Below are 25,200 nucleotides of genomic sequence, written 5' to 3' on the forward strand. Positions count from 1 at the left end.
TGGCGGCAACAACCGGTTTCTATCGCGTAACGGGGCAGAGCTTGTTCCTGTCCTCAAACGGCGTCAAGGGTGTCGGCGAGTTTTCGAAAACTCCGCACAACTTCCCCTGCGCGGGAAACACACCCGGCGGTAGCCGGCCAGTGGGGGCGCGGAATCGGTAAATTCCCTGTTCAGCGGCCGAACACAGGGGAACGGGAGACGAATGACCCCGTACGAGCACGAAGGTTCCGCTCGGCACGCACTTCGACCGGGGAGATCGCGGATGGCCGCCGCTCAGCCCGGGAACCGCTTGTCCGACGATTGACCAGCCCTCCACGACAGCCCTACGGTAGAAGACGTTTTCTTAAATCGTTTGCCTCGTCGAGCCCCAAGGCCTGTCGTCGCCCGGTGCGGCGAGAGGGCGTGCATGGCGCCGTGCGGCAGACGGGAATTCGACGACAGCCCCAGCCCTGCCCCTCATCGCTCCAGGAGAGTCATGCCCAGCGCCCAGCCGCCGCGAGCCGTGTTCGCCATGGATCCGGTGCATCTGCCCCTGTTGTTCCCGCCGTCGCTGATGGCGCGGCTGCGGCAGGTGGCCGAGCTCGACCCCGCGCTCGTCGTCACGGACTTCGCCGAACCCGCCGCCGCCTCGGCGCTGGCCGATGCCGAGGTCCTGATCACCGGCTGGGGCTGCCCGCATCTCGACGCGGAGGTGCTGGCGGCGGCACCCCGGCTGCGTACCGTGCTGCACGCCGCAGGTTCCGTGCGCACGCTGGTCGGCGAGGCCCTGTGGCAGCGGGGGGTCACGGTCTCCAGCGCGGTGGCCGGCAACGCGCTGCCGGTCGCGGAGTACACCCTGGCGATGATCCTGCTCGCCGGGAAGGACGTCTTCGCCCACCGCGAGCGTTTCCGGCAGACGCACACCTACCCCTCCCCCGCCGAGACCGCGACCACCGGCAACGTGGGCCGCCGGGTCGGGATCATCGGCGCCTCCCGCGTGGGCCGGCGCCTGCTGGAGCTGCTGCGCCCCTTCGACCTGGACGTTTCCCTCTACGACCCGTACGTCGACGCCGCCGTAGCCGCCGAGCTGGGCGCCCGGTCGACGGGCCTGGAGGACCTGTTGCGCGGCAGCGACATCGTGAGCCTGCACGCCCCGGACATCCCGGAGACGTACCGCATGCTCGACCGCGGCCGACTCGCCCTCATCAAGGACGGCGGCGTACTGATCAACACCTCGCGCGGGGCGCTGGTCGACCCCGGGGCGCTCACCGACGAGCTGCTCTCGGGCCGCCTGACCGCGATCCTGGACGTCACCGAGCCCGAGCCCCTGCCGATCGGTTCCCCCCTCTACAACCTGCCCAACGTCTTCCTCACCCCGCACATCGCGGGCTCCCTCGGCAACGAGCTGGAACGCCTCGGCGCCACGGTCGTGGAGGAACTGGAACGCCTGGGCGCGGGACTGGCGCCGGCTCACGAGGTGCGTCATACGGATCTGGCTCGGGTGGCCTGAGCTGTACCGCGGGCGCGCCCCCCGGAGACAGATGAGTCGGCGTTCGCCGCGGGGAGGGCCGGCCGTGGTACGGGCACGCGTCATGGTGGCTGAACACGGCGGGCCAGCTTGCGGCCCCACGCATGGCCCGGCGCTTCGATGTAACGGTGGGTGAGCAGGCACAAGGGCAGCAGCACGGCGAAGAAGGCCACTTCGAGCACGAGGTCGTCCCGCCGCCACCGGCCGATCGAGCCGTCGATCACCGTCAGCAGCACCGGGTGCACCAGGTAGACCGAGTAGCTGATCGTTCCCAGCCCGGTCAGTCCGCGAGGCATGTGCCGACGGCGCGCCGCCATCCCGGCACCGAAGGTGAGCACGGCCAGCAGGAAGGCCACGATCCAGCCGCGCCGTGTGAAATGGTCCCCGTCGCCGTACCGGTACGCGCTAGCCACGGCGCAGGCGACCACGACGACGGCTGTGCCCGCCGCATGCCACCACGTGATCTGACGGTGTTCGGCCCGGTGGACGGCGGTGCCGAGGAACATCACGGCGAGGATCACCAGGCCCTCCCACATGGGGACCGTGCCGTTGAGCGGGACCAGGACGAGCGCCAGCACGCCGCCCGACAGGCCGCCGAACACCCGGAGTGCGGGCGACGTGGAGCTCGCACAGCAGATGGCGACCACCATGGCGACCGAGGCCGATGCGATCAGCGTGCCGGTCCCGACCCTGCCCGAGAGTGCGGAGGCCGGCAGCACGACCCCTATCGTCACGCTCACGGCGGCGAGCACGGCGAGGGTGACGGCGACCGCTGCCGACCGCTGGTGGAGGCGGACCGTGAAGAGAGCGACGACCAGCAGGTAGAAGGCCATCTCGTACGAGAGCGTCCACAGGACGAGCAGGAGACTGGGCGTCCCCAGCAGCTCCTGCAGCATGGTGACGTGGGCGACGGCCACTGCTCCGACGCTCTGCCCCTCGAAGTCACGACGCTCCGCGACACCCCACAGATCGAGGGCGAGGACCATGGTGACGACGGCCGCCCACAGCGGGTGGACGCGGAAGATCCGCCCGATCCAGAACGTCCGGACGCAGCCCCGGCGTTCCAGTGACGCGGGGATGATGTAGCCGCTCACCAGGAAGAACACCATGATGCCGTACCGGCTGGTGTTGAAGTGCGGCATCAGCTCGCGCCGAAATTCCGCCATGAAGGTGTACGACGAGTGGTCGAACACCACGACGAGTGCCGCGATGCCGCGCAACGCGTCCAGCCAACCCATCCGCGACGGACCAGCCAGGGCGGATGCCATGGGTAATGACTTACGTGCGGAGAGTGACCACATCAGGGATGCGTGTACGAGGGGTGGGGGTTTCATCGGGTGGGTCCAGTCCTCTGCGGTGAGGCCGCGGGCGATACAGGTGTCGTCGTGCCGGGCTCCGGCGCGCCCTCAGTCGTCCGGCAGGGTGACCTTCCTCGGAACGCAGGGCTCGGCCTCGCTCTTGGTCTTGTAGAACTCGACCGCTCGCGGCCGGGAGTCGCCCCTGGTGTTCTCGAAAGCAAGCACATTGCCCCGGCGCAGGGTGACGTCCCAGCGCGCCTCCATCGGGATGATGGGTACGACGTTGCCCTGCTCATCGACCGCCGGTAACGCGGAGGTGACCTCGCTCCGGTCGCAGACGTAGCCGGGAGCGAGCACGTCGATGGTCACCTCAATGCCCCACGGGCGGACCTCCTTCGCCAGTTCACGCTGGTCCGCCACACCGATGTCCTGGCCTTTGCCGGTGAGCCGGACGCTGCCGTCGCCGTTGCGCTCCACCGCGTACGCCTTCGAGTCGGCCGGTGCGCCGGGCACGGCCACCGCGGCCAGCCAGGCCGCCGCACAGGCCGTCGCGACGACGGCGATCCGTCGTGGAGTGAGCAGAGCGGACAGACCGCGTACGGAAGCCTTCGCCCGGCCCTCGCCCGATCCGGCGCCGGCCGCCTCGGCCTCCGCCTCGCGCAGCTCGATCTCCCTCTTCAGCCCGTCCAGCAACCGGTCCTCGAACCTCCCCGCGCTCATGCTTCTCCCCTCGCGACGTGCAGCAGTGATGCGTCCGGCGTCCCCGCTCCGGTGTAACCGGCCTGTACGGCCGCGGGTTTCTTTTCCGCGGCCCTGGCGTCCGTCTCCTCCCGCAGGGTCTTGCGCGCCCGGTGCAGTCGCACCCGGGCGGTGACCTGGCGGATGCCCAGCGAGGCCGCCGCCTCGGTGACCGTGAGCTGGTCCACCGCGATCAGTTCCATGACGGCCCGCTCGCCTTCGGGAAGCCTCGCCAGCGCGGCCAGGGCGCGCCGCCCGGGGCTCTCCGCGTCGATCTGGTCCTCGATACGGGCGATGTCGTCGGCCTCCAGCAACCGTCGCCCGGAGATCCGCAGATTGTGTTCCGTCTCCCGGGCGACTCGGCGGCGCTCCGACGACACGATGTTGCGTGCGATGCCGTACAGCCAGGCCGTCTCGCTGCCGAGGCGCGGCCGGTAGGAGCGGGCCGAGTCGAGGACGGCGAGGAAGATCTCGGCGGTCAGGTCGGCCGCGGTGTGCGGGTCGTCGACCCGCCGGGCCACGAAACGCATGACCGCGTCCACGTGCCGCCGATAGAACTCCTCGAAGAGCTGCGGGTCGCGTACCGCCTCGGCGGGCCCACCCTGTAACCGCTCCGCGTCCTCCACAGGCGTCTCCTTCTCGTCGGGGGCTCGCCGGTCCTCGTTGCCGGAGGTTCTTGGGGCCCTTCAAGGTTTCACTTGTTCTTGGCGCGAGGCGCGAAAAGCGTTACAGGGTGAACGACGTGATGAGCTGCGGCCTGCGACAGGAGCAGATGTCGGAACCGGCTGTCGGGTGGACCCGGGGCGTGGTGCGAACCCTGCTGACGATCATCGTTGCGTAACCGTTTTCCGCTCCCCCGCTTCCGCGTGAACCACCCCCTCCGGACGACCTCCGCCGCACTCCACACACCCCTGACCTGCGCCGTCAATCACCTGATCAGCAGGCCGCTCACCGCCTCCCGGCAATCCCCCAGACAATCCCCCGAAACATTTTGCCGCCGCACCCTTGCGCGACCCGCTCATGGCAACCTACGTTTCACAGCAACCGTTTACTACACCTTCCGCAGAGGTTCCGACACACGAGCTGACGGCTTCGCCTCGCTCGCTGTCGCTCCACCGAGCCGCCCCCCGCTCCCCCTCTTCCCGCGATCTCCACGTCTCGAAGGATGACCGAACGATGAACTCCCTCAGCCCCCGGAGAAGGTTCGCCCGTATCGCCGTCACGGGTCTGGCGCTCACAGGTCTGCTCTCCGCGTGCGGCGGCTCCGGCGACGACGGCGACTCCTCGGCCTCCGGTCCGGTCACCCTCCCCTTCTGGGGCTGGGCCAACGGCCAGGAGAACCTGGTCAAGGCGTTCAACTCCGCCCACAAGGACGTCCAGCTGAAGTACACCAAGGTCACCGACCAGCTGACCATGCAGAAGCAGCTCAGCAACGCGGTGAAGGCGGGCAACGCTCCCTGTCTGGTGCAGAACACCGCCGAGTATGTGACGACATGGGTCTCGCAGGGCGCGCTCGCCGACATCACGGAGTACGTCGGGTCGAGCAAGGACAAGTTCAACGCCGGCGCGTGGGCCGGTGTCCAGGTCCAGGGCAAGGTCTACGGCGTACCCACCAGCTCGGCGCCCGCCTTCACCATCTACCGCACCGACGTCTTCAAGAAGTACGGCCTGAAGGCGCCGCAGACCTGGGACGACTTCATCGCCGCGGGCAAGGTCCTGAAGAAGCACGGCATCCACATCACCAACTACGCCGGTGAGGACCCGAGCACCCTGGAGGTGCTCGCGATGCAGGCCGGGGCGCACTGGTACGCGATCGACGGCGACTCCTGGAAGGTGGACTTCCAGGACGAGGGCAGCCTGAAGGCGGCCAAGGTGATCCAGGGGATCATCGACAACGACCTGAACTCCAAGCTCTCCTTCGCCGACTACGCCGCCGTGCAGCGCAACTACGACAAGGGCGGCACGGTCACCCGCCAGATCTCCACCTGGCAGATGTCCGGCATGGTGCAGAACTTCACCGACTCCTTCGGCAAGTGGGCGCTGTCGCCGTGGCCGACGTACAAGGGTGAGGCGGCGAAGACGCCCGCCGGCACGAACCAGAGCGGCGGCATGAACCTGGTCACCGAGCAGTGCAAGTACAAGAAGCAGGCGGCCGAGGCGGCGCTCTGGCTGTCCACGGACTCCGGCGCGGTCAAGTCCATGGCGAGCCCGGAGACCGGCAGCGGCGTGATGCCGGGCCTGGCCGACAGCGAGTCCTACGTCGCCGAGGCGATTTCCGAGAAGCTGCTCGGCGACAACTACGAGCCGGCCAAGAAGGTCGTCACGGACAGCCTGGGCACCGTCACCACCGACTGGGTCTACGGCCCGAACTGGACCGCGATGTTCACCGAGCTGCAGAGCCAGTGGGGCAAGGTCGTCAGCAAGAAGCAGACGGTCACCGACCTGCTGGCGCACATGCAGGAGTGGACGGTCAAGGACCTGAAGTCGCGCGGCATCAACGTCAAGGGCTGAGGCGAGTCCCCATGGTTCGCTCCCAGCGCTGGAAGGGTGCCGCCTTCACGGTGCCCTTCCAGCTCGGCTTCGTCTTCATCTATCTGGTGCCCATCGGGTACGCCGTCTACGAGTCGCTGTTCCAGGAGAAGCAGTCCGGGCTCGGCCTCGGCGGCGCGACCCGGGAGTTCACCGGGCTCGACAACTACCAGCTCGGGCTGACCGACTCGGCGTTCATGGGCTCGATCCTGCGGGTGGTGCTGTTCGCCTGCGTGCAGATCCCGTTCATGCTGCTGGTCAGCCTCGTCCTGGCGCTGTTCCTGGACGCGCTCACCTCGAAGGCGGCGAACCGCTTCCGGATCGTGCTGCTGATCCCGTACATGATCCCGGGTGTCGTCGCGGCGATCGTCTGGATCAACCTCTACAGCCCCGAGGTGGGCCCGCTGACCCCGATCGGCGACCTCTTCGGGTTCGACTGGAACTTCTTCTCGCCCTCGATGGTGTGGCCGTCCATCGGCAACCTGCTGACCTGGCACGGCATCGGCTACAACATGGTGATCATCTACTCGGCGCTCCAGGGCGTCCCGCGCGAGCTGTTCGAGGCCGCCCGCCTCGACGGCGCCTCCGAGGCCCGTATCGCGCTGAGCATCAAGATCCCGTTCGTCCGTGGCGCCCTGGTCCTGACCGGTCTGCTGTCGATCATCCAGATGCTGCAGATCTTCAACGAGCCGGCGCTGTTCCGGAACATCACCCCGGAGACCGTCGACGACAGCTTCACACCGATCATGATCATCTACAACCAGGCGTTCAACGCGGGCAACTACCACTACGCCGCCGCCCTGTCGGTGCTCCTCGCCCTGATCCTCGGCGTCTCCTCCTTCCTCTTCTACCGGCTGACCGCGAAGGAGGTCGACTGATGGCCACCACGACCACCGACTCCCCCAGGAAGTCCGGGAAAAGCCGGAAATCCGGGAGGTCCGGCGTGCCTCCCGTACGACGGATCACCAGCCCGGACGCCGCCTCACGCGGGCGCGGCGGCCAGCGCTTCATCCTGCTCGGCCTGATCCTGGCCGGCGTCTACAGCCTGTTCCCCGTGTGGTGGCTGATCGTCGCCGCCACCAAGGACCGGGTGGGGCTCTACCAGAGCAACGGCCTGTGGTTCTCCGGCATGCACCTCTGGGACAACCTGCATCAGTTGTTCACCTACGAGGACGGCGTCTTCCTGCGCTGGACCGCCAACTCGTTCCTGTACGCAGGTGTCGGGTCCCTCGGCAGCACACTGATCGCCCTCGCGACCGGCTACGGCCTCGCCCGCTTCGACTTCCCCGGCCGGGGTGTGGTGTTCGCGTGCGTGGTGGGCTCGTTCCTCATCCCGATCGCCCTGCTCACGCTCCCGCTGTACCTGATGTTCTCGGAGATCGGCCTGGTCGACACGCCCTGGGCGATGCTGATCCCCTGCCTGATCAACCCCTTCAGCGTGTATCTGGCGAAGGTCTACACCGAGGCGACGATCCCCTTCGAACTGCTGGAGGCGGCCCGCATCGACGGCGCCGGTGAGCTGCGGATCTTCTTCAGTATCGTGCTGCGGATGATGACGACGGGCGGCGCCACGGTCTTCCTCCTCGCCTTCGTCAACACCTGGAACGCCTTCTTCCTCCCCCTCACCGTCCTGCGCGGCCAGGAGAACTGGACGCTCAACCTGGGCCTGTACAACTGGTCCGGCAAACGCGCGGAGTCCGGCATCGACCTCACCAGTCTCGTCCTGACCGGCGCCCTGCTCTCCATCGTCCCGCTGGCCATCATCATGACGGCGATGCGCCGCTACTGGCGGACGGGCGTGACGATGGGGGCCCTGAAGTGACCGCCACCGATCCGACAGCACCAGGAGCCCGCGCTCGTGACCGTGGCCGCCAACCCCGTCATCCGCGGCTTCGCCCCCGACCCCTCCCTGATCAGGGTCGATGAGTGGTACTACGTGGCGACCAGTTCGTTCGAGTGGTTCCCGACGATCCCGGTCCACCGCTCGCGCGACCTCGCGCACTGGGAGTACGCCGGCCATGTCAGCGGCGCGGCCCCCGGCGACTCGCTGGCCGGGACACCCGACTCGGGCGGCATCTGGGCCCCCTCCCTGAGCTGGGACGGGGAACGTTTCTGGGTGGTCTACGCGATCGTCCGCTCGGTCGGCAGCCGCCACTTCGACCTGGACACGTACATCTCGACGGCGACCCATGTCGACGGCGAGTGGACGGCCCCGCGCCGGGTCGCGAGTCACGGCTTCGACCCCGCCCTCTTCCACCACAAGGGCCGGCTGTGGCTGCTCAACATGCAGAGCGACCACCGCCCCGGCGGCAACCGCTTCGCCGGGATCGTCCTGACGGAACTGGACCGCGAGACCCTCCGCCCACTCGGCGAGACCCATCTCCTCCTCCAGCACGACCGCCTCATCGAGGGCCCGAAGCTGCTGGTCCGCGACGGCTGGTACTACTTGGTCCTGGCGGAGGGCGGCACGGGTTTCGAGCACGGCGCGCGGGTGGCCCGCAGCCATTCCCTCACCGGTCCGTACGAGCTGGACCAACTGCCCCTGCTGACGACGAGGGACGACCCGAAGGTCCTCCTGCAGAAGGCCGGGCACGCCGAACTGGTCCAGACGCCGACCGGCGAGTGGTTCCTGAGCCATCTCGCCGCCCGCCCGCTGCACACCGAGCACGGCATGCGCTGCCCACTGGGCCGGGAGACGGCCGTGCAGGCGGTGGTCTGGGACACGGACGGCTGGCCCCGACTGCGCCAGGGCGGCTGGCACCCTGCGGTCGAGGTGGAGGTACCGACGGTCGCCGATCCCGCCGACCGGCCCTCGCCCGTACGGGACGGGGGTGCCGTACACGCCGAGGGCGCCCTGACCTGGCCGTGGAGCACCCTGCGCGCGGCGCCCGACCCCTCCTGGGCCGACACCGCCGCCCGCCCCGGCTGGATCCGGCTGCGCGGCCGCCAGGGCCCCGAGTCCCTGTGGGACCAGAGCCTGCTGGCCCAGCGGATCACCGAGCACCGGGCGGAGGTCGAGGTCACGGTCGAGGCCCGCCCGCGCACCTTCGGCGAGTCCGCCGGACTGACCCTGCGGTACAACACCGCGTCGTACCTCAGCCTCGACCTGACCTGGGCCGAACCGGAGGGCGAGCCACAGCGCGGCCAGCAGTGGCGGGGCGAGGGCCGGACGGTACTGAGCCTCCTCGAACACGACGAGGAGGGTGCCCGGCAGGTGGCGGTCGTGGACGTCGAGGCAGGGGTCCCGGTCGTCCTCGGAGCGAGCGTCGAAGGCGCCGAGGCCCGCTTCTGGTACGTCCGCGAGGGGGTGCGCACGCCTGTGGGCCCGCCTCTGGACTTCAGCAGGCTCTCCGACGACCACGGCTCGAAGCTCCGCTTCACGGGGGCCTTCGCGGGCATCCACGCACAGGACCTGGTCGCCGCGGAGTTCACGGCGGACTTCGGCGGCTTCCGGCTCGGTTGCATGCCCGGCTGAGGTGTCCGGGCTGGGGATGCCCGGGTGAGGTGTCCGGGCTGGGGATGCCCGGGTGAGGTGTCCGGGCCGGGGATGCCCGGGTCCGGGACCTGCGTGACTGGGCGCTGGGACTTGCGTGGCCGGGCGCCGCTGGGTACGGCCGGTGACGTGCCGGGCCGTGTGGCCTACGACCGTCGGGCGCGGTACGGCCGTACGCGGTGTCGCCGGACTGGCCCGGCCCGGCGTGGCCCGCACGACCGGTGACATGCGGGGCCGGTGACGTACGGGGCCGGTGACGTACGGGGCCGGTGACATGCGGGGCACTGGTGTCACGCGGCGCCGGTGGCGTACGGGGCCGGTGGCGTACGGGGCCGGTCGTGTGCCGGCCGCGCCACCGTGCGCTCGCTCGTGGGGGTCCAGCCGTGTGGCCATCCGTCGCCGACCGGCCGTACCGCCGACCGTCGCCGCCCGTCGCCGCCCGCCCCTGTGCGGTACGCCTGCCCTTCGGATCAGGACCGCCGCCCGGCCGAGCGCGTCCCGCGCCCCGTCGGAGCGGTTCCGTGCGCCGAGCAACGCGGCCATGTACGCAGTTGCCGTGCGTTCACGGACGCCGGTTGCCGTGCCTTCACGAACGCCGGTTGCCGTACGTCCGGGACGACCGCGCCCGTCGTGGGCCGCCCACATGCCGTGCGCCCGCCCATCGCGGCCCGGCCGTACGTCACCAGCCGTACGCGGGCGGCCGTTGCACCCCGACCGGCCCGAAGCGGCATGCCCAGCCCCACCGCCCGGCATTTCGCAAGTGCGGTCGCAAGTGCCGTTCGGCTCGTCCGGCCGGTTCCCGCTTCTTCACGCCGTGTGGAGTTGGGGTTTACCTTAGGAAGCGCTTGCTAGGAAGCGCTTGCTATGCGGTGGTGTCTCCGTCGCGCAAGCGAAGCAGTTCGAAAATTTCGCCGGCCCTCGGGACGGGGCCCAAGGAGTGGAGTCGCGATGGTGCGTGGCGGGAGCGCGACGGCCGGGCCGACGCTGGCGGTGGTGGCGCGCGAGGCCGGGGTCTCCGTACCCACGGCCTCGAAGGTCGTCAACGGACGCGAGGACGTCGCCCCCGAGACCAGGCGCCGGGTCACCGAGGCGTTGGACCGGCTCGGCTATGTGCGCAGGCCCCGGTTCGAGGCGTCGAAACCGCCGCGCATGGTCGACCTGGTGGTGCACTCGCTGGACACCTCCTGGTCGGGCGCGGTGCTGCACGGCGTGGAGCAGGCGGCGCACGACGCGGGCCTGGAGGTGGTCGTCTCGGCGGGGCTGACCCGGACACGGGGCGCGCGGCCCGAGCGCGGCTGGTTCGACAAGCTGACGGCTCGCGGCTCGGCGGGTGCGCTGTTCAACCTGGCCGAGCTGAGCCCCTCCCAGTACACCTGGCTCGCCCAGCACCGCATCCCCTTCGTACTGATCGATCCGGTGCTCGAACCGCCGCCGGGCGTGGTGTCGGTGGGCGCGGCCAACTGGCAGGGCGGGCTGGCAGCCACCGAGCATCTGCTGGCCCTCGGGCACGAACGGATCGCGGTGATCGCCGGGTACCGGCGCAAGATGTGCAGCAGCGCGCGCGTCGCCGGGTACCGCTCGGCGCTGACCGCCGCGGGCGTCGCGTACCGCCCCGAGTACGTCCGGCACGGCAACTTCGTCGAGGTGACCGCTCATCGGCGGATGCTCCAACTGCTCGACCTGCCGGAGCCGCCGACCGCGGTCTTCGTCTGCTCGGACAAGATGGCGCTCGGTGTGTACGAGGCGCTGGCCGAGCGAGGGCTGAGGATTCCGGACGACATCAGCGTGGTCGGTTTCGACGACCTCCCGGAGGCCCGCTGGGCGACCCCGGGCCTGACCACCGTCCGCCAGCCGCTGTCGGAGATGGCCTCGACGGCCATGCGTTTACTGGTGCGGATGATGGACGGCGAACAACCGGAGGGCATCCGCACGGAGTTGTCGACGCGACTGGTGGAACGGGCGAGCACGGGGCCGCCGAGCTCCGCTTGAGCCAGGGGTGGGAGGGTGTGGAGCTGAAGCGTCGCGGTTCGGTCAAGTGGTTGCCAAGGGCCGGAAAACGGGTGAACGGCGGGCGACACGAGACCGTACGCATAATGACGGCCGCGCTGGTGAGACTGCGGTTCCAACGGCACTGAGCTCCACATGCTCCACAGGGAAGGACCTTCGGGTTGTCGCACATACGCTCTCCGCAGCTTCCGGCATCGGACGACGCCGCCACCCCGGAGGAGGGCTCCCCTCCGGAGCCGAAGGACGAGGCGCAAGAGCAGGCGCAGGAGCAGGCGCAGGCGCAGGTCACGACCGACAAGGACGAGGCCGAAGCCGAGGCCGAGCCGACCTCTGACGAGGCTGCCTCTGATGCCCCTGCCACTGGTGACTCCGCCTCGGAAAGGGCCGCGACCGAAGTTGAGACCGAAGCCGAAGCCGGGGCTGAGGCAGAGGCAGAGGCAGAGGCAGTGGCTGAGGCCCAAGCAGAGACCGAAGCCGCGGCCGAACCCGGATCCGCCCCCTCCCCCGCCCCTGACCCCGACCCCACCCCCACCACCCCCTCCGGCTGGCGTGCCAAGCACCCCACCGCCGCGCGCACCCTGGCCTGGACGGTCACCGGGATCGCTGTCGCCCTGGTGTTGTTCGCGCTGCTGGTCCCGGGCGACCTCAGCAAGATCACGTTCGACCGTTTCCTGCGGCTCCCCGCCGAGGGCATCCTCGGGGCCGCGCTGCTGCTGGCGCTCCCGCCGAAGGCGCGGCGTGCGGCGACGGTGGTCATGGGGGTGCTGCTCGGGCTGCTGGTCGTCGTCAAAATCCTGGACATGGGCTCGCGCTGGACCCTCGACCGGCCCTTCGACCTCGTGCTCGACTGGATCCTGCTGGACAACGCCCAGTCGTTCATGAAGGACTCGCTCGGCAACACGACGGCCATGGTGGCCACCGTCGGCGTCATCCTGCTCGTGCTGGCCCTGCCCGTCCTGATGACCCTGGCGCTGGTGCGGATCAGCCGGCTGATGGTCCGCAACCGCCACACCGCGAGCCGTACGCTCCTCGTCCTCGGCACGGCGTGGATCACCTGCTCGACCCTGACCCTGGAGTCCGGCGGTGTGCCGATCGCCTCGCACAGCGCCGCGACCATCGTCGAGAACCGCGTCGAGTCGGTGCGCCAGGGGCTGCGGGACGGTGAGGCCTTCGCGAAGCAGTCGGCGGTCGACGCCTTCGCCGACACCCCGCCCGACCAGCTGCTGACCGATCTGCGCGGCAAGGACGTCTTCATCACGTTCATCGAGAGCTACGGCCGCTCCGCGATCGAGGACCCGCAGATGGGCGAGCCGCTGGGTGAGACGCTGGCCCAGAAGACCCAGGAGCTGAAGGACGCCGGGTTCGCCTCCCAGAGCGGCTGGCTGCGCTCCCCGATCACGGGCGCCGGCAGCTGGCTCGGCCACTCCACGTTCCTGTCCGGGCTGTGGATCAAGAACCAGTCGCGGTACAACAACCTCGTCGTGAGCGACCGCCTCACCCTCACGGAGGCGTTCCGCCGCACCGGCGACTGGCGCACGGTCGGTATCGTGCCGGGCACCCAGATGGCCTGGCCGGAGGGCAAGTTCTTCGGCCTGGACCACATTTACGACTCCGACGAACTGGGCTACAAGGGTCCGAAGTTCAGCTGGTCGACCATGCCCGACCAGTACACGCTGAAGGCGTTCGAGCAGCTGGAGCACGGCAAGAAGGGCCGCAAGCCGATGATGGCGGAGATCATCCTGACCTCCAGCCACAACCCCTGGGCGCCCATCCCGAGCACGATCCCCGAGGACCAGATCGGTGACGGCTCGATCTACCACGCCCAGCAGAAGGCGGAGGGCAAGGACCCCAAGGAGGTCTGGAAGAACGCGTCGGACGTGCGCGACGAGTACCGCAAGTCCATCCAGTACTCGGTGACGAGCCTCGTCGACTACGTCAAGAAGTACGGCGGCAAGGACACCGTCCTGATCTTCCTCGGCGACCACCAGCCCAACAAGACGGTCACCGGCGAGAAGCCCAACCACGATGTGCCGGTGTCGATCGTCGCCCAGGACCCGAAGGTCCTGGAGAAGATCGCCGACTGGGGCTGGACGGACGGCCTCAAGCCCGCCACCGACGCCCCGGAGTGGCGGATGGACAAGTTCCGCGACCGCTTCATGACGGCGTTCGGCTCGACGCCGACGCCCTGACAGCTCACGCCCTAACCGCGCACGCCCTCGGGGCGGGCAGCCGCCCAGCTGATCCCGCCCCGCAGGTGTTCCAGGAACTCCGGGTCCTCGTAGGCCTCTGCCGCGTGCCCGAGGGCCGTGTAGAAGACCCGGCCCGGGCCCTGCTCCTTGCACCACACCAGCGGATGGTCCTCGCCCATCTCCCCGCCCTCGTACGAGGACTCGTCGGCGGTGGCGAGCACGCGCACCGCGCCGCGCGGGTTGGCCCGGAAGTCGTACCACTCGTCGGTGAACTCCCAGACGTTCGGCAGATGCCGGGTCGCCGGATGATCCCGGTCCTCGATCACCGCCTTGCCCGGCTGGTACGCGGGGTGACGGGAGAAGCGGGCGCCGAGCAGTTCGCCGTAGTACGGCCAGTCGTACTCGGTGCAGGCCGCCGCGTGCACGCCGACGAACCCGCCGCCGTCCTCGACATAGGCCCTCAGCCGGTCCTTCCCCGCGTCGGTGAGCACATCGCCGCTGGTGGAGAGGAAGACGACCGCCGCGTACGCGTCGAGGGGGCCCTCGAAGGCCGCCGGGTCCTCGGTGGCGTCCACGGCGAAGCCGAGGGTGCGTACGGCGGCGACGCCGGCCGGTATGGAGTCGTGGCGGTAGCCGGTGGTGCGGGAGTACACGAGCACGCGCGCGGAAGAGGGTGAAGACATGATCCGAGCCTATTTCCGTGCCGGGCCGCCCCCGACGAACTTCGGGGACCGAAAATTTCGATGCGAATCGGGCGGACGGCCGCCCCGGGGCCTCAGCCCGACGCCCCCACGTCGTTGTTCGGCGCCCCGTCCCCGTGCGACGGCAGATCGCCGCGCTCGATCGGCTCCCCGGGCGGCGGCGGGGGCATGTGCGGCAGGAGGAAGGCCAGCTCGGCGTCGGCCGGGCGGTGCGCGGCACGGGCGGCGGCCCGCAGGACGTCACGGTCGACCAGGGCGGTGCCCGCGCTGATCCGGACCACATGGCCGTCCTCCGGTACGGCGTACTCGTGCTCCCCCGCCGAGGTCCGGTACCAGAGCTCGCCGTCCCGCTCGCAGGTCACCTTCGCCGCCCCGCCCGCGCCCTGCCCGATCGGCTGCTCCGGGCAACTGTCGGCCGTCATCGTGCCCCGGTCGACGAGGAGCAACAGCTGGGCGCCACGGTCCCGGGACCAGTAGGCGGCGGAGAAGCCGTCGCCGCCGTACACCCCGACGGACTGCCGGGCCAGACCGAAGCCGGGCGACTCGGTGGCGTAGATGAGCTCCGGCGCGATACCCATCCTCCGGGCGCGGGCGTCGAGTTCGACCCGGTCGAGCACGGGCGGCGGCTCCCGCTCCGCGACCACGACCCTCTCGGTACCGCAGGCCGTCAGCAGCAACGGCAGGATCGCCAGGGGCAGCAGAGTACGAGCGGAACGGATCATCCCCTCATCCTGCCGCACAGTTGTTCCACAGGTGAGCCTCAGCGACCGTTCCGGTACTTACGGCGGCGGGACGTCCGTGAGGCGAGGGCTACGGCCGACGGCGGTGACGACGGTGGTGTCCGCCAGCGGTGTCCGATTCCTTCAAGACCGGCCGACGGCTGCCCGCCTACGGTGACCGTATGACTCCACGACTCGACGCCATCGGCCTGGTGACCTCCGACATGGCCGCCTCCGTCGCCTTCTACCGCCGTCTCGGATTCGCTTTTCCCGAGGGTTCCGAGCGGCAGCGGCACGCCGAGGCCCCGCTGCCCGGCGGTCTGCGCCTGCTGCTCGACACCGAGGAGACGGTCCGCTCCTTCCACCCCGAGTACCGCCCGGGCACCGGCGGGGGCGCGGGCCTGGCCCTGCTCTGCGACAGCCCCGCCGAGGTCGACGCGGTGTACGAGGAGCTGGTGGCCGCCGGGTACCGCGGCGAACTGAAGCCGTGGGACGCGGTGTGGGGGCAGAGATACGCCGTGATCAACGACCCGGACGGCAACGGGGTCGACCTGTTCGCACCGCTGCCGTCAGCCACCACGGCCGAGTAGCTCGCGGAGCGGCAGCCCCGCCAACTCCCGTACGTCACGTGCGAGATGGGCCTGGTCGGCGTATCCGGCCCTGGCCGCGCTCTCCGCGAACGGCACGGCGGCCCGGGCGAGCGCGAGCGCGCGCTGCAGCCGCAGAACACGAGCCAGGGTCTTCGGCCCGTACCCGAACGCGACGAGCGACCGGCGGTGCAACTGCCGCGCCCCCATCCCGAGCTCATCGGCGACCACGGCCACCGGGCGCCCGGCGCCGAGGGCGGCCACGACACGTCGTAGCGACGGATCGGGGCCACCGACATCGGCGAACCGCGCCAGGGCCAGTTCTTCGAGACCGACGGCCGGGTCACGGGCCGCGTTCACCTGCGCGGTGAGCCGCCGTACACGCGAGGCCGACCACAGATCACCCAGCTCGACCCGCCGATCCCGCAGCTCGTGCGCGGGAACGCCGAGGAGGGCGGGCGCGGTGCCCGGGTAGAACCGGATGCCGTACCACCGGCCGCCTCCGGTGACGTACGCCCGGGTGTCGGGCCCGGCGACCAGCAGCCGCCCGTCGTGCCAGAGGAGGTCCATGCACCCGTCGGGGAGGACGCGCTCGGGGCCGGGGGCGGAGGGGGTCGTGCTCCACACGACCGCGCCGGTCAGCCGGGAGGGCCGCTCCGAGTACATGCGAACCAGGGTACGCACCAGCTCTTCAGGGCGCGGGGCCGTATCGATGGGCGGCTCCGCCGCGTGGGCGCGAGCAACCACATACGACCCCGCACCCGGCAACCAGGATCAGGCGTCGTCCTGCTTGTTCGTACTCTTCGCAGGGGACCGAAGCCTCGACGTGACATCCTCCGGCGGCAGGAAGCGTGACCAGCGCTCCGGAAACTCCGACGGCATGTCCGGGTCTTCGGGGTCGTAGGAGCGGGCGGCGGCCGCCCGGGCGACGTACTCGGCGGCCTGCTCCTCGCGGAGGCGTTCGTTGGCGGCGCGGGCGGCCGCCGTGGCGGCGGCCGGCCAGACGCGGTCGATGGCGGCGTTGACGGCCGCGCCGACCAGGACGGCGAAGGCGGAGACGCCGATCCAGAGCAGTACGGCCACGGCCGCGGCGAGGGAGCCGTAGATCGTCGCTCCCTCGACCGTCTTGCTGAGGTAGATCCGCAGCAGGAAGCTGCCGAGCACCCACATGCCGAGGGCGACCAGGGAGCCGGGGACGTCCTCGACCCACGGGGAGCGGACCGGGACCGACACGTGGTAGAGCGTCGTGAGGAAGACGATGGACAGGACGATCACCACCGGCCAGTACAGGACCTGGACCACGGTCGTCGACCACGGCACGATCCGTACGACCGCGTCGGGCCCGGCGACCATCAGCGGCAGCGCGACCGAGCCGATCAGCAGGGCCACGACGAACAGCAGGAACGCCATCAGACGGGTCCTGACGATGCCCCGGACGCCGTCGAGGCCGTACATGACGGTGATGGTGTCGATGAAGACGTTCACCGCGCGGGAGCCGGACCACAGGGCGATCAGGAAGCCTATGGAGATGACGTCGGGGCGGCCGCCCTTCATCACGTCGTCCAGGATCGGCTGGGCGATCTCGGTGACGCCCTTGTCGGACAGGACGGTGCGCGAGGCCTCCAGGAGGTTGAGCTCCAGGCTGGCGATGGTGTCCGCGCCGGTCCAGTCGTCGACGTAGCCGAGCAGGCCGATCAGGCTGAGCAGCAGCGGCGGGACGGAGAGCAGGGTGAAGAACGCGGCTTCCGCGGCGAGACCCAGGATGCGGTACTCGATGCAGGAGTTGACGGTGTCCTTCAGCAGCAGCCAGGCGGTCCTGCGCTTGGAGACGTTCCGGTAGAGGGCACGCGCGCGGTGGAGACGCCCGTGGGGGCTCTCGGGTCGTTCGGGTGAGTGGCTTGCTGGCTGCACGCCCTAAAGGTATCCGGCCAGGCGAGCCGCCCTCACCTCCTGGTACCGCGGCCCGGCCACGATCCGGCTTCCGCCCGGCATGCCCGTGCGCCTTTTCCGGACGGGGCCCGGCGGTGCGTGTGCCCCCCGCCGTACCGGAGGGTACGTTCCTGGCATGGCAGCCAGCACCCATGAAGTGACCAACCAGGCTCCGCCCCTGGTCGGCTATGACGTGTTCACCGCCGACCGGGTCCTGACGGAGGCCGTTGACCGGCATCTGGCCCCAGATCTGCTCGACGAGGCGCGCGGGGAGCTGTCGGGTCTCGGCCGCTCGGCCGGCTCCTCCCAGGTGCAGGAGTGGGGCGCCCTCGCCAACGAGAACCCGCCGAAGCTGCGGACGCACGACCGCTACGGCCACCGGATCGACGAGGTCGAGTTCCATCCGTCGTGGCACCGGCTGCTCGGCAAGGGCGTCTCGGCGGGGCTGACGGCGGCCTGGGCGCGGCCCGGCGGGCATGTGCGGCGTGCCGCCGGGTTCATCGTGTGGACGCAGGTGGAGGCGGGCAACGGCTGCCCCCTGTCGATGACCCATGCGGCCGTGCCCGCGCTGCGTTCCGACCCGGTGCTCGCCGCCGAGTGGGAGCCGCGGCTCACGTCCACGATCTACGACCGCGAGCTGCGTCCCGCCGCCCTGAAGGCCGGGGTGATCTTCGGTATGGGCATGACGGAGAAGCAGGGCGGCAGCGACGTACGGGCGAACGCGACGGTGGCGCGGCCGCTCGCCGAGGACGGGACGTACGAGCTGACGGGGCACAAGTGGTTCTGTTCGGCGCCCATGTCGGACGGGTTCCTGGTGCTGGCGCAGGCACCGGGCGGGCTGACCTGTTTCCTGGTGCCGCGGGTGCTGGCGGACGGCACGCGGAACGTGTTCCGGATCCAGCGGCTGAAGGACAAGCTGGGCAACCGGTCGAACGCCTCCTCCGAGGTGGAGTTCGACGGGACGTGGGCGCGCCGCGTCGGGGACGAGGGCCGGGGCGTGCGCACGATCATCGAGATGGTGGCCGTGACGCGGGTGGACTGCGCGCTGGGCGCGGCCTCACTGATGCGGCAGGCGGTGGCGCAGGCCGTGCACCACTGCACATACCGGGAGGCGTTCGGCGGGCGGCTGATCGACAAACCGCTGATGCGCAACGTGCTCGCCGATCTCGCGCTGGAGTCGGAGGCGGCCACGACGCTGGCTATGCGGCTGGCGGCGGCGTACGACGCGGCGGAGGCGGGCAACGAGAACGAACGCTCGTTTTTGCGGCTGGCGGTGCCTACCGCCAAGTACTGGCTGACCAAGCGCTGCACGCCGACGGTGGCCGAGGCCCTGGAGTGCCTCGGCGGCAACGGCTATGTCGAGGAGTCGGGCATGCCCCGGCTGCTGCGCGAGTCGCCGCTCAACTCGATCTGGGAGGGCGCCGGGAACGTCCAGGCGCTCGACGTGCTGCGGGCCCTGCAGCGTGAACCGCAGGCGCTGGACGCGTACTTGCGTGAGGTGGGCCGGGCGCGCGGCGCCGACCACCGCCTCGACGGGGCCATCAAGGACCTGCTGACGGAACTCGCCGACCTGGACGGCGTCGAGGCCCGCGCCCGCCGGCTCGTGGAGCGCCTCGCCCTCGTCCTGCAGGGCGCGCTGCTGGTCCGGTACGCGCCGCCGGAGGTCGCCGACGCGTTCTGCGCCTCACGGCTGGGCGGCGACTGGGGCACGGCTTTCGGGACACTGCCGCACAGTCTGGATCTGGCCGCCGTGGTGGAACGGGCGCGACCGGTGAGCTGACCGGGGCCGGCCCCGGCGGGGGCTGGTCCGGCGGGTGGTGCGGCGGGTGGTGCGGCGCGCGGGGTGCTGCGCGCGGGGGTGGTGCTGCGCCGACACGGCACCACCCCCGCATTTCTGGCCCCTGACGTACGGGAGCGCACAAGTCGCACAGGGCGACGTTGAACAAGTTTCAAGCAGCGTGGAGCGGTCCGCCAGAGTTGCAGGGGGTTGCAACTCGTCAGCGCTCTGTGGCCGGAGTGTGTCCCTCCGTGGCCGAATGAGCGGCAGACTATGAACCCCGCAGTCAACGCCGGTCACGCAGTTCCGGACTTTCCTCGGCCACGGGTCGAGGGACGGACGGTCCTGCCGGGAGGAACGAGTGCCGCACTCGCCGATGGAAGTCACGCGGCTCACCGCCACGGACGCCGCCCGGGCGGCGCGGGTGCTCGACGAGATGCGCGCCTCCACCCTCGGCGGAGGGCGCGCGAAACTCGCTCCCCGCCCCGCGATCCGCGAGTCCTGGGGCCGCATGCTCCACAACGGCATCGACCCCGACCACGACTTCCGTACCGATCTGCTCAGCCGCGACGAGGTCGAGCGCCGCCGCCAGACGTCCAGGCTCCGCCACACGCTGCCCGTCCTGCGCGAAGGCCTGCTGTCCCTGGCGGACACGGCGCAGCACATCATGCTGGTCGCGGACGCCGACGGCCGGGTGCTGTGGCGCGAGGGCAGCGCCTCGGTGCTCCGCAAGGCCGACGGGCAGGGCCTGGGCGTCGGCGCGGACTGGCGGGAGGAGACGGTCGGCACGAACGGCATAGGCACCCCGCTGGTCTCCCGCCGCCCGGTGCAGGTGTACTCCTCCGAGCACTTCGTACGCGCCCTGCACTCCTGGACCTGCACCGGCGCCCCGATCACCGACCCGCGCGACGGCAGCCTCCTCGGCGTGGTCGACGTCAGCGGCCCCCTGGAGACCCTTCACCCCTGCACGCTCGCGCTCGTCGACTCGGTCGCCAAACTCGCCCAGGCCCGGCTGCGCGACCTCCACCTCACCTCGCTGGAACAACTGCGCGCGGTGGCGGCGCCGGTGCTGGCCCGCATGGACGGCCGGGCGGTCGCGGTGGACAAGAACGGCTGGACGGCCGCGGTGACGGGAATGCCGTACACCAACCGACTGGCCCTCCCCAAATCCCTGGCCCCCGGGCGCTGCTGGCTCCCGGCCCTGGGCCTCTGCTCGGTCGAGCCGCTCCCCGGCGGCTGGCTGATACACCCCACGGGCGACCCCGAACCGCCCCTCACCGCCCCGCACATCCTCCTCGACGTCTCCCACCCACGCCGCTGGACCGTGACCGTCTCCGGCCAGACGGGTTCCTGGACCCATGAACTCACCCCCCGTCACGCCGAGTTGCTCTACCTCCTCGCCCTCCACCGCGACGGCCGCAGCGCCTCGACCCTGGCCGACGACATGTTCGGCGACCCCGCCCGCACGGTCACGGTCCGCGCCGAGATGTCCCGCGTACGCCGCTACCTCGGCGCGTTCCTGGATCATCGGCCGTACCGTTTCACCGAGGGCGCGGAGGTCGAAGTCCTCCTCCCGGAGGCCCCGTTGGACCTGCTGCCGCACTCGGTGGCGCCGGGGGTGGTACGGGCGCGGGCGGCGGCGGGCGGGCAGGCGTGGGTGGAGCGGGCTCAAAGGTAAGTGACGGGTGGAGAACGGGAGCGGCATGGAGCAGGGGCCCGGCGCGGGCAATGTGGTGAGCGGTGGGTCGGTGGCGGGTCCTCTCATCCAGGCCCACTCGATCGGTCAGTTGGTGATGGGGCCGGTGGCCGAGGCGGCCCGTGGCGAGGAGGACGCGTGGGCCGGGCGGGCGCGCTCGTCGAGCGTCTGGCAGCACGTGCCGTCGAGCCGGGGTGTCGGCGAGTACCGGGAGCTGGCGGCGTCGGTGGCGGGGCGGCTGGCATCACTGCGCGACGAGGCGGAGGGCTCACTGCGCGAAGACCCGTGGCAGGAGCCGGAGTTCGCGACCCGCTTCGCGGACCGGGTGGAGTGGCTGCTGGGCGAACCGGGCGAGACCCCGGGCCTGGACCTCTACCCGGCGGAGGCAGCACTGCTGATCCTGACGCCGTACCTGTACCGGGTGCACGCGCTGCGGACGGCCGTGCGGCGGCTGGCTGTCCAGCCCTGGAAACTGGACCCGCAGGAGGCCGCCCCGCACGGTTCGGAGCGGGCGGGCTTCGAGGCTTTCACGGACGGATACGGGCTGCTGGTCCAACGGGCGCTGCTGCGGCGGGAGTCGGAGGCGGCGATCGGGTGGTGGCTGTTCCATCGCTGGCTGGTGCAAGGTTATTCGGGTGAGGACCCCGTGGCGGAACTCCTGGAGGCGCTCGGCGAACCGGCCACGGCTCTGGGCGAGGCCCTGGATCCGCGCCGGCTGAGCCGCCTGCTGCACGGGCTACGGCGCGGCCCGGACGTCTGCAACCCGGAGTACCTGGACACGCTCCTAGCGGACGACCGCCTGCGCGGCCCCGGCCACCAGCGGGTCCGTGACCAGCGGCTGGTGCTGCTGACGGCGTTGGCGTACACGGTGTCGGTGGAGATGACCGCGCTGCCGGACATCGTGGCGGAGCACCTGGGGATTCCGCATGCGGTGGACCTGGCCGAGCTGCGGTCCGCGCTGGAAGGGTCGAGCTGGGGTGGTTCGGCGGAGCTGCCGGTCCTGCGGGCGGAGTGCGCGCACGAGGCGGTGATCGAGGGGCTGCGGGCGTATGTGGTGCGGGCCGACGAGACGCTGCACGCGGTGAGCCGGACGGCACGGGAACGGGTGAACCAACCGATGCCGGTGCTCCCGAGCCGCCTCTCGGCGGACGGGGTGTGCCCGTCGGACGGGGCCTTCATGGGCTGGGCGAGCTTCCGCCTCGACGAACGCCGCATCCGGGACCTGCTGATGGGTGTCCAGCTCTACAAGGACCGTGACCTGGCGGTGCGAGAGCTGTACCAGAACGCGCTGGACGCGTGCCGGTACCGGCGGGCGCGCACGGAGTACCTGGACCGGACGCACACGGCGGCGTCGTACACGTACGAGGGCGAGATCGTCTTCGAGCAGGCCGTGGACGAGGACGGCCGCGAGTACGTGGAGTGCCGCGACAACGGCATCGGGATGGGGGAGGCGGAGCTTCGGGGCGTGTTCTCGAACGCGGGCGCGCGCTTCGCCGAACAGCCGGACTTCAAGGAGGAGCGGGCGCAGTGGGCTCGCCTCGATCCGCCGGTGACGCTTTATCCGAACAGCCGCTTCGGGATCGGCGTGCTGAGCTATTTCATGCTGGCGGATGAGATCCGGGTTACTACGTGCCGGATGGGGATGGATGGGACGCCGGGGCCGGTGTTGGAGGCGTCGATCTTCGGGCCGGGGCATCTGTTTCGGATTGTGCGGGTGGCGGAGCGAGGAAGTGAGCCGGGGTCTGTCGTACGGCTGTATCTGCGCGACCACAAGGAGGAGCTCGACGGCGAGGATGGGGCGGCGTGGTCGAGTCCTCATGTGCTGCAACGGCTTTTGGGGATCGCGGAGTTCCGTACGACAGCTCGGCACGGGAGCGAGTCCGCCGAGTGGGTGCCACGTGTGCTGATCGACCGCAGGCAGCCCCGTGGCGAACGCTTCGGCATCGATGCGACCGGCGGACAACTGCCATGGCCCGACGCTCCCGCTGGGGCACAGGTGATCTGGTGCGGTGACGGCGGCGGTCTCCTCGTCGACGGGCTCGTCGTACAGCCGACGGTTCGCGGGGGCGTGTTCTCGTCGGAAGGGTCGGGATTGAGCGGAGTGGTAGTCAATCTGTCCGGCGCCTTCTCACCGGAGCGACTGTCGGCGGACCGGTCTCAGGTGCTCGACGATCTCCGCGGCACAGTGCACGATATCCTCCGGGACGCGGTGGGTCACCTGGTGTCGGCCGGTAACGGACCGCTCAGCTTCAGCTGGCTGTGCGGCGTGGCGAGCAAGAGTCGTGTGCTCGCCGACCTCGTCACGGGCGAGTGCATCGGCGGCGGCACCCGGTTCCGCGACATGCCTGTGAAGGCCAATGCCGCACGAATCGGCTGTCTTCCGGCAGACAGGTCACTCCTCCAAGGAGCACACGGCCGCCCTCAAGCCCAGCTCCCCGATTACCTCTATCTCTGGCGCCTCCTCGCCCATGGGCTGCCCGGAGCGCTGGCCGAGCTCACCGCTCTGTGCCCCGACCTCGATGCCTTCGACACCGTGCTTCCGGCTCTTCCTTCCGATGAGGCACTGCTGGAATCGAGGGTGGGCATCAAAGGGGCTTACGACGGAGATCCCTTGGATGTGGTCGCCGTCGCCGCGGACCTCATGAGGACTCCACGCGACACGGCGTTGCGCGCGGCCCGGCTGAGGCTGATCGACCTGCCGCCCGACGTCTTCCCGGACAGGCCCGTACGCCCCGCGCAGGTGATAGCGGTGGTCGGCGAAATGGAGCGGTCGCCCGGCTTCCGTGGCACCCGGGACATCACCGTGTCGGGCCTGGTGTCCCAGGCCACCGAAGCGAGGGTGAGTGTCACGGCCGTGGTCTCGGATCTACGCCGCGCGGGTACGGAGGTTCCGGAAGCGGTGTACTCGACCGCCGTCAAGGTCGCCCGGGACGAAGTGCTGTCCTCGTATCTGTTCCAGTTCGAACCGGATTGGTTCTCACCGGAGGCCCGGGTCCACCCCGGGCAGTTGGTCAGCACGGCCGAGCAACTCGGTGTCGGCATCGCGGACTTGCGCGAACGTCTCACAAGATGCGGATTGTGCACGGAATGGACCGACCTGCCGCCTTCGCCCACGACAGAGCTCCTCCAACTGCTGAGCGAAGATCTGGACGAACGTCCGCCCTGGCTCTCGTATGCTCTGCCGGTACCACCCGGACACATTCTGCTGGCGTCCCACCGATGGCTGATCACCCCGGCCGAGGCCATGGACGTGTATGTACGTCTCGGTTTCACCACCACGCCGATCCCCGAGGTGGTCGACGCCAGGGACCGGCTCCTGTTCACAGGGCAGAGGCACGAGTCAGACTTGTTCGGTTCCGCCGTTCCTCCGATGCGCCCCGGACGCCCCGTCGCGTACAAACATCTGTTCCAGGCAGCCAGGACCTTTTCCCTCCCCTACCTCATCGCACGACTGGAGGAGTACGGCATCCGTGTGCCACTGCGCGCACCGGACCCTATGACCGACCTGGACCACGAACTGTTCACCGCGGACGGCGCGCTGTCCTGGGACGGTGTAACCACACACGACGTCATGCCGTTCGCCCGTCTGATCCATGCCGCGCAGGACCTGCTGATGCATCCGAGGGAGATCGCGGCCCGGCTCGCCGCCCACGGAGTCGAGTCGTCGTGTTCGGACCTGCCGCAAGGACTGTCTCTCGCAAGCGCACAACAACTGCTCATGGAGAGCCCGAACCGGCGCCTGTCGATTTCGCAGGAGATGGACTTCCAATCCCTGGTCAGGAAAGCACAGTCCATGCACATCCCGATCCACCAGGCCCACGACTGGCTGACCCAGCTCGGCGTCCCCACCTGCGACCCCGCCGAGTCCATCCGCGCCGCCCTCCCCCTCATCCCCCGCTGAAACGGACACTCCCCACATTGAGGGTTCTCCCTGCATTTCCCCGGTCCGGGGCCCGGCCCGGGGTCCACTGACGTAGCATCCATCCCAGGCCACCCCACCTGCTCCTCCGTCAACGTTCTGATCATGAGA

The 25,200-nt window shown here is 70.2% G+C and carries 18 protein-coding genes; 11 read left to right on the forward strand and 7 right to left on the reverse strand.

Features of this window, described 5'->3' with window-relative positions; translation table 11 throughout:
- The first annotated feature begins 475 nt into the window (after positions 1–475).
- A complete protein-coding gene (locus tag SGFS_RS16090) occupies positions 476–1,489 on the forward strand; it encodes a hydroxyacid dehydrogenase (RefSeq protein ID WP_286250963.1) in 1,014 nt (337 codons plus the stop codon).
- A gap of 80 nt (positions 1,490–1,569) precedes the next feature.
- Here SGFS_RS16090 and SGFS_RS16095 read toward each other — a convergent pair whose 3' ends face one another.
- The 3 genes from SGFS_RS16095 to SGFS_RS16105 form a co-directional block, all read right to left on the reverse strand.
- A complete protein-coding gene (locus SGFS_RS16095; RefSeq protein ID WP_286250964.1) occupies positions 1,570–2,775 on the reverse strand; it encodes an acyltransferase family protein in 1,206 nt (401 codons plus the stop codon).
- Between the two features lie 138 nt (positions 2,776–2,913).
- On the reverse strand, positions 2,914–3,525 hold the full coding sequence (locus SGFS_RS16100) for a hypothetical protein (RefSeq protein ID WP_286250965.1): 612 nt from the start codon (positions 3,523–3,525) through the stop codon (positions 2,914–2,916).
- Positions 3,522–4,169, reverse strand: coding sequence for an RNA polymerase sigma factor (locus SGFS_RS16105; protein ID WP_286250966.1), 648 nt, complete (start codon positions 4,167–4,169; stop codon positions 3,522–3,524). The genes SGFS_RS16100 and SGFS_RS16105 overlap by 4 nt, the downstream gene beginning before the upstream one ends.
- A 550-nt stretch (positions 4,170–4,719) precedes the next feature.
- Here SGFS_RS16105 and SGFS_RS16110 point away from each other — a divergent pair.
- The 6 genes from SGFS_RS16110 (at position 4,720) to SGFS_RS16135 (ending at position 13,761) form a co-directional block, all read left to right on the forward strand.
- Positions 4,720–6,054, forward strand: a complete 1,335-nt coding sequence (locus SGFS_RS16110; RefSeq protein WP_286250967.1) for an ABC transporter substrate-binding protein — start codon at positions 4,720–4,722, stop codon at positions 6,052–6,054.
- Positions 6,055–6,065: 11 nt separating this feature from the next.
- Positions 6,066–6,950 carry a carbohydrate ABC transporter permease gene (locus tag SGFS_RS16115; RefSeq protein WP_286250968.1) on the forward strand — a complete coding sequence of 295 codons (885 nt, stop codon included), beginning with the start codon at positions 6,066–6,068 and terminating at the stop codon, positions 6,948–6,950.
- Positions 6,950–7,894, forward strand: a complete 945-nt coding sequence (locus SGFS_RS16120; RefSeq protein WP_286250969.1) for a carbohydrate ABC transporter permease — start codon at positions 6,950–6,952, stop codon at positions 7,892–7,894. The genes SGFS_RS16115 and SGFS_RS16120 overlap by 1 nt, the downstream gene beginning before the upstream one ends.
- A gap of 36 nt (positions 7,895–7,930) precedes the next feature.
- Positions 7,931–9,547 carry a family 43 glycosylhydrolase gene (locus tag SGFS_RS16125; RefSeq protein ID WP_286250970.1) on the forward strand — a complete coding sequence of 539 codons (1,617 nt, stop codon included), beginning with the start codon at positions 7,931–7,933 and terminating at the stop codon, positions 9,545–9,547.
- A gap of 966 nt (positions 9,548–10,513) precedes the next feature.
- Positions 10,514–11,554, forward strand: coding sequence for a LacI family DNA-binding transcriptional regulator (locus SGFS_RS16130; protein ID WP_286250972.1), 1,041 nt, complete (start codon positions 10,514–10,516; stop codon positions 11,552–11,554).
- A gap of 179 nt (positions 11,555–11,733) precedes the next feature.
- The gene (locus tag SGFS_RS16135; RefSeq protein ID WP_286250973.1) at positions 11,734–13,761 is read left to right on the forward strand and encodes an alkaline phosphatase family protein; all 2,028 of its coding nucleotides are present in this window, start codon (positions 11,734–11,736) and stop codon (positions 13,759–13,761) included.
- Positions 13,762–13,772: 11 nt separating this feature from the next.
- Here SGFS_RS16135 and SGFS_RS16140 read toward each other — a convergent pair whose 3' ends face one another.
- Positions 13,773–14,444 (reverse strand): ThuA domain-containing protein, encoded by a 672-nt coding sequence (locus SGFS_RS16140; protein ID WP_286250975.1) that lies wholly within the window; start codon positions 14,442–14,444, stop codon positions 13,773–13,775.
- 92 nt (positions 14,445–14,536) lie between these two features.
- Positions 14,537–15,184 (reverse strand): hypothetical protein, encoded by a 648-nt coding sequence (locus SGFS_RS16145; RefSeq protein WP_286250977.1) that lies wholly within the window; start codon positions 15,182–15,184, stop codon positions 14,537–14,539.
- A 179-nt stretch (positions 15,185–15,363) separates the two neighbouring features.
- Here SGFS_RS16145 and SGFS_RS16150 point away from each other — a divergent pair, with 179 nt between their 5' ends.
- Positions 15,364–15,771: a VOC family protein gene (locus SGFS_RS16150; RefSeq protein WP_286250978.1), complete on the forward strand. Its 408-nt coding sequence runs from the start codon at positions 15,364–15,366 to the stop codon at positions 15,769–15,771.
- On the opposite strand, the gene SGFS_RS16155 is transcribed toward SGFS_RS16150, so the two are convergent.
- Positions 15,751–16,434 (reverse strand): DUF6597 domain-containing transcriptional factor, encoded by a 684-nt coding sequence (locus tag SGFS_RS16155; RefSeq protein WP_286250980.1) that lies wholly within the window; start codon positions 16,432–16,434, stop codon positions 15,751–15,753. The genes SGFS_RS16150 and SGFS_RS16155 overlap by 21 nt on opposite strands.
- Positions 16,435–16,542: 108 nt before the next feature.
- Entirely contained in the window at positions 16,543–17,679 is a 1,137-nt protein-coding gene (locus tag SGFS_RS16160; RefSeq protein WP_286250981.1) for a YihY/virulence factor BrkB family protein, read from the reverse strand.
- A gap of 154 nt (positions 17,680–17,833) precedes the next feature.
- On the opposite strand from SGFS_RS16160, the gene SGFS_RS16165 reads away from it, so the two are divergent.
- The 3 genes from SGFS_RS16165 (at position 17,834) to SGFS_RS16175 (ending at position 25,071) form a co-directional block, all read left to right on the forward strand.
- Positions 17,834–19,477 (forward strand): acyl-CoA dehydrogenase family protein, encoded by a 1,644-nt coding sequence (locus tag SGFS_RS16165; RefSeq protein WP_286250982.1) that lies wholly within the window; start codon positions 17,834–17,836, stop codon positions 19,475–19,477.
- Positions 19,478–19,850: 373 nt separating this feature from the next.
- A complete protein-coding gene (locus tag SGFS_RS16170) occupies positions 19,851–21,152 on the forward strand; it encodes a helix-turn-helix domain-containing protein (protein ID WP_286250983.1) in 1,302 nt (433 codons plus the stop codon).
- A 7-nt stretch (positions 21,153–21,159) separates the two neighbouring features.
- Positions 21,160–25,071, forward strand: coding sequence for a wHTH domain-containing protein (locus SGFS_RS16175; protein ID WP_286250985.1), 3,912 nt, complete (start codon positions 21,160–21,162; stop codon positions 25,069–25,071).
- Positions 25,072–25,200: the final 129 nt, after the last annotated feature.

Origin of the sequence: Streptomyces graminofaciens (assembly GCF_030294945.1) — a bacterium.
Taxonomy (GTDB): Bacteria; Actinomycetota; Actinomycetes; order Streptomycetales; family Streptomycetaceae; genus Streptomyces; species Streptomyces graminofaciens.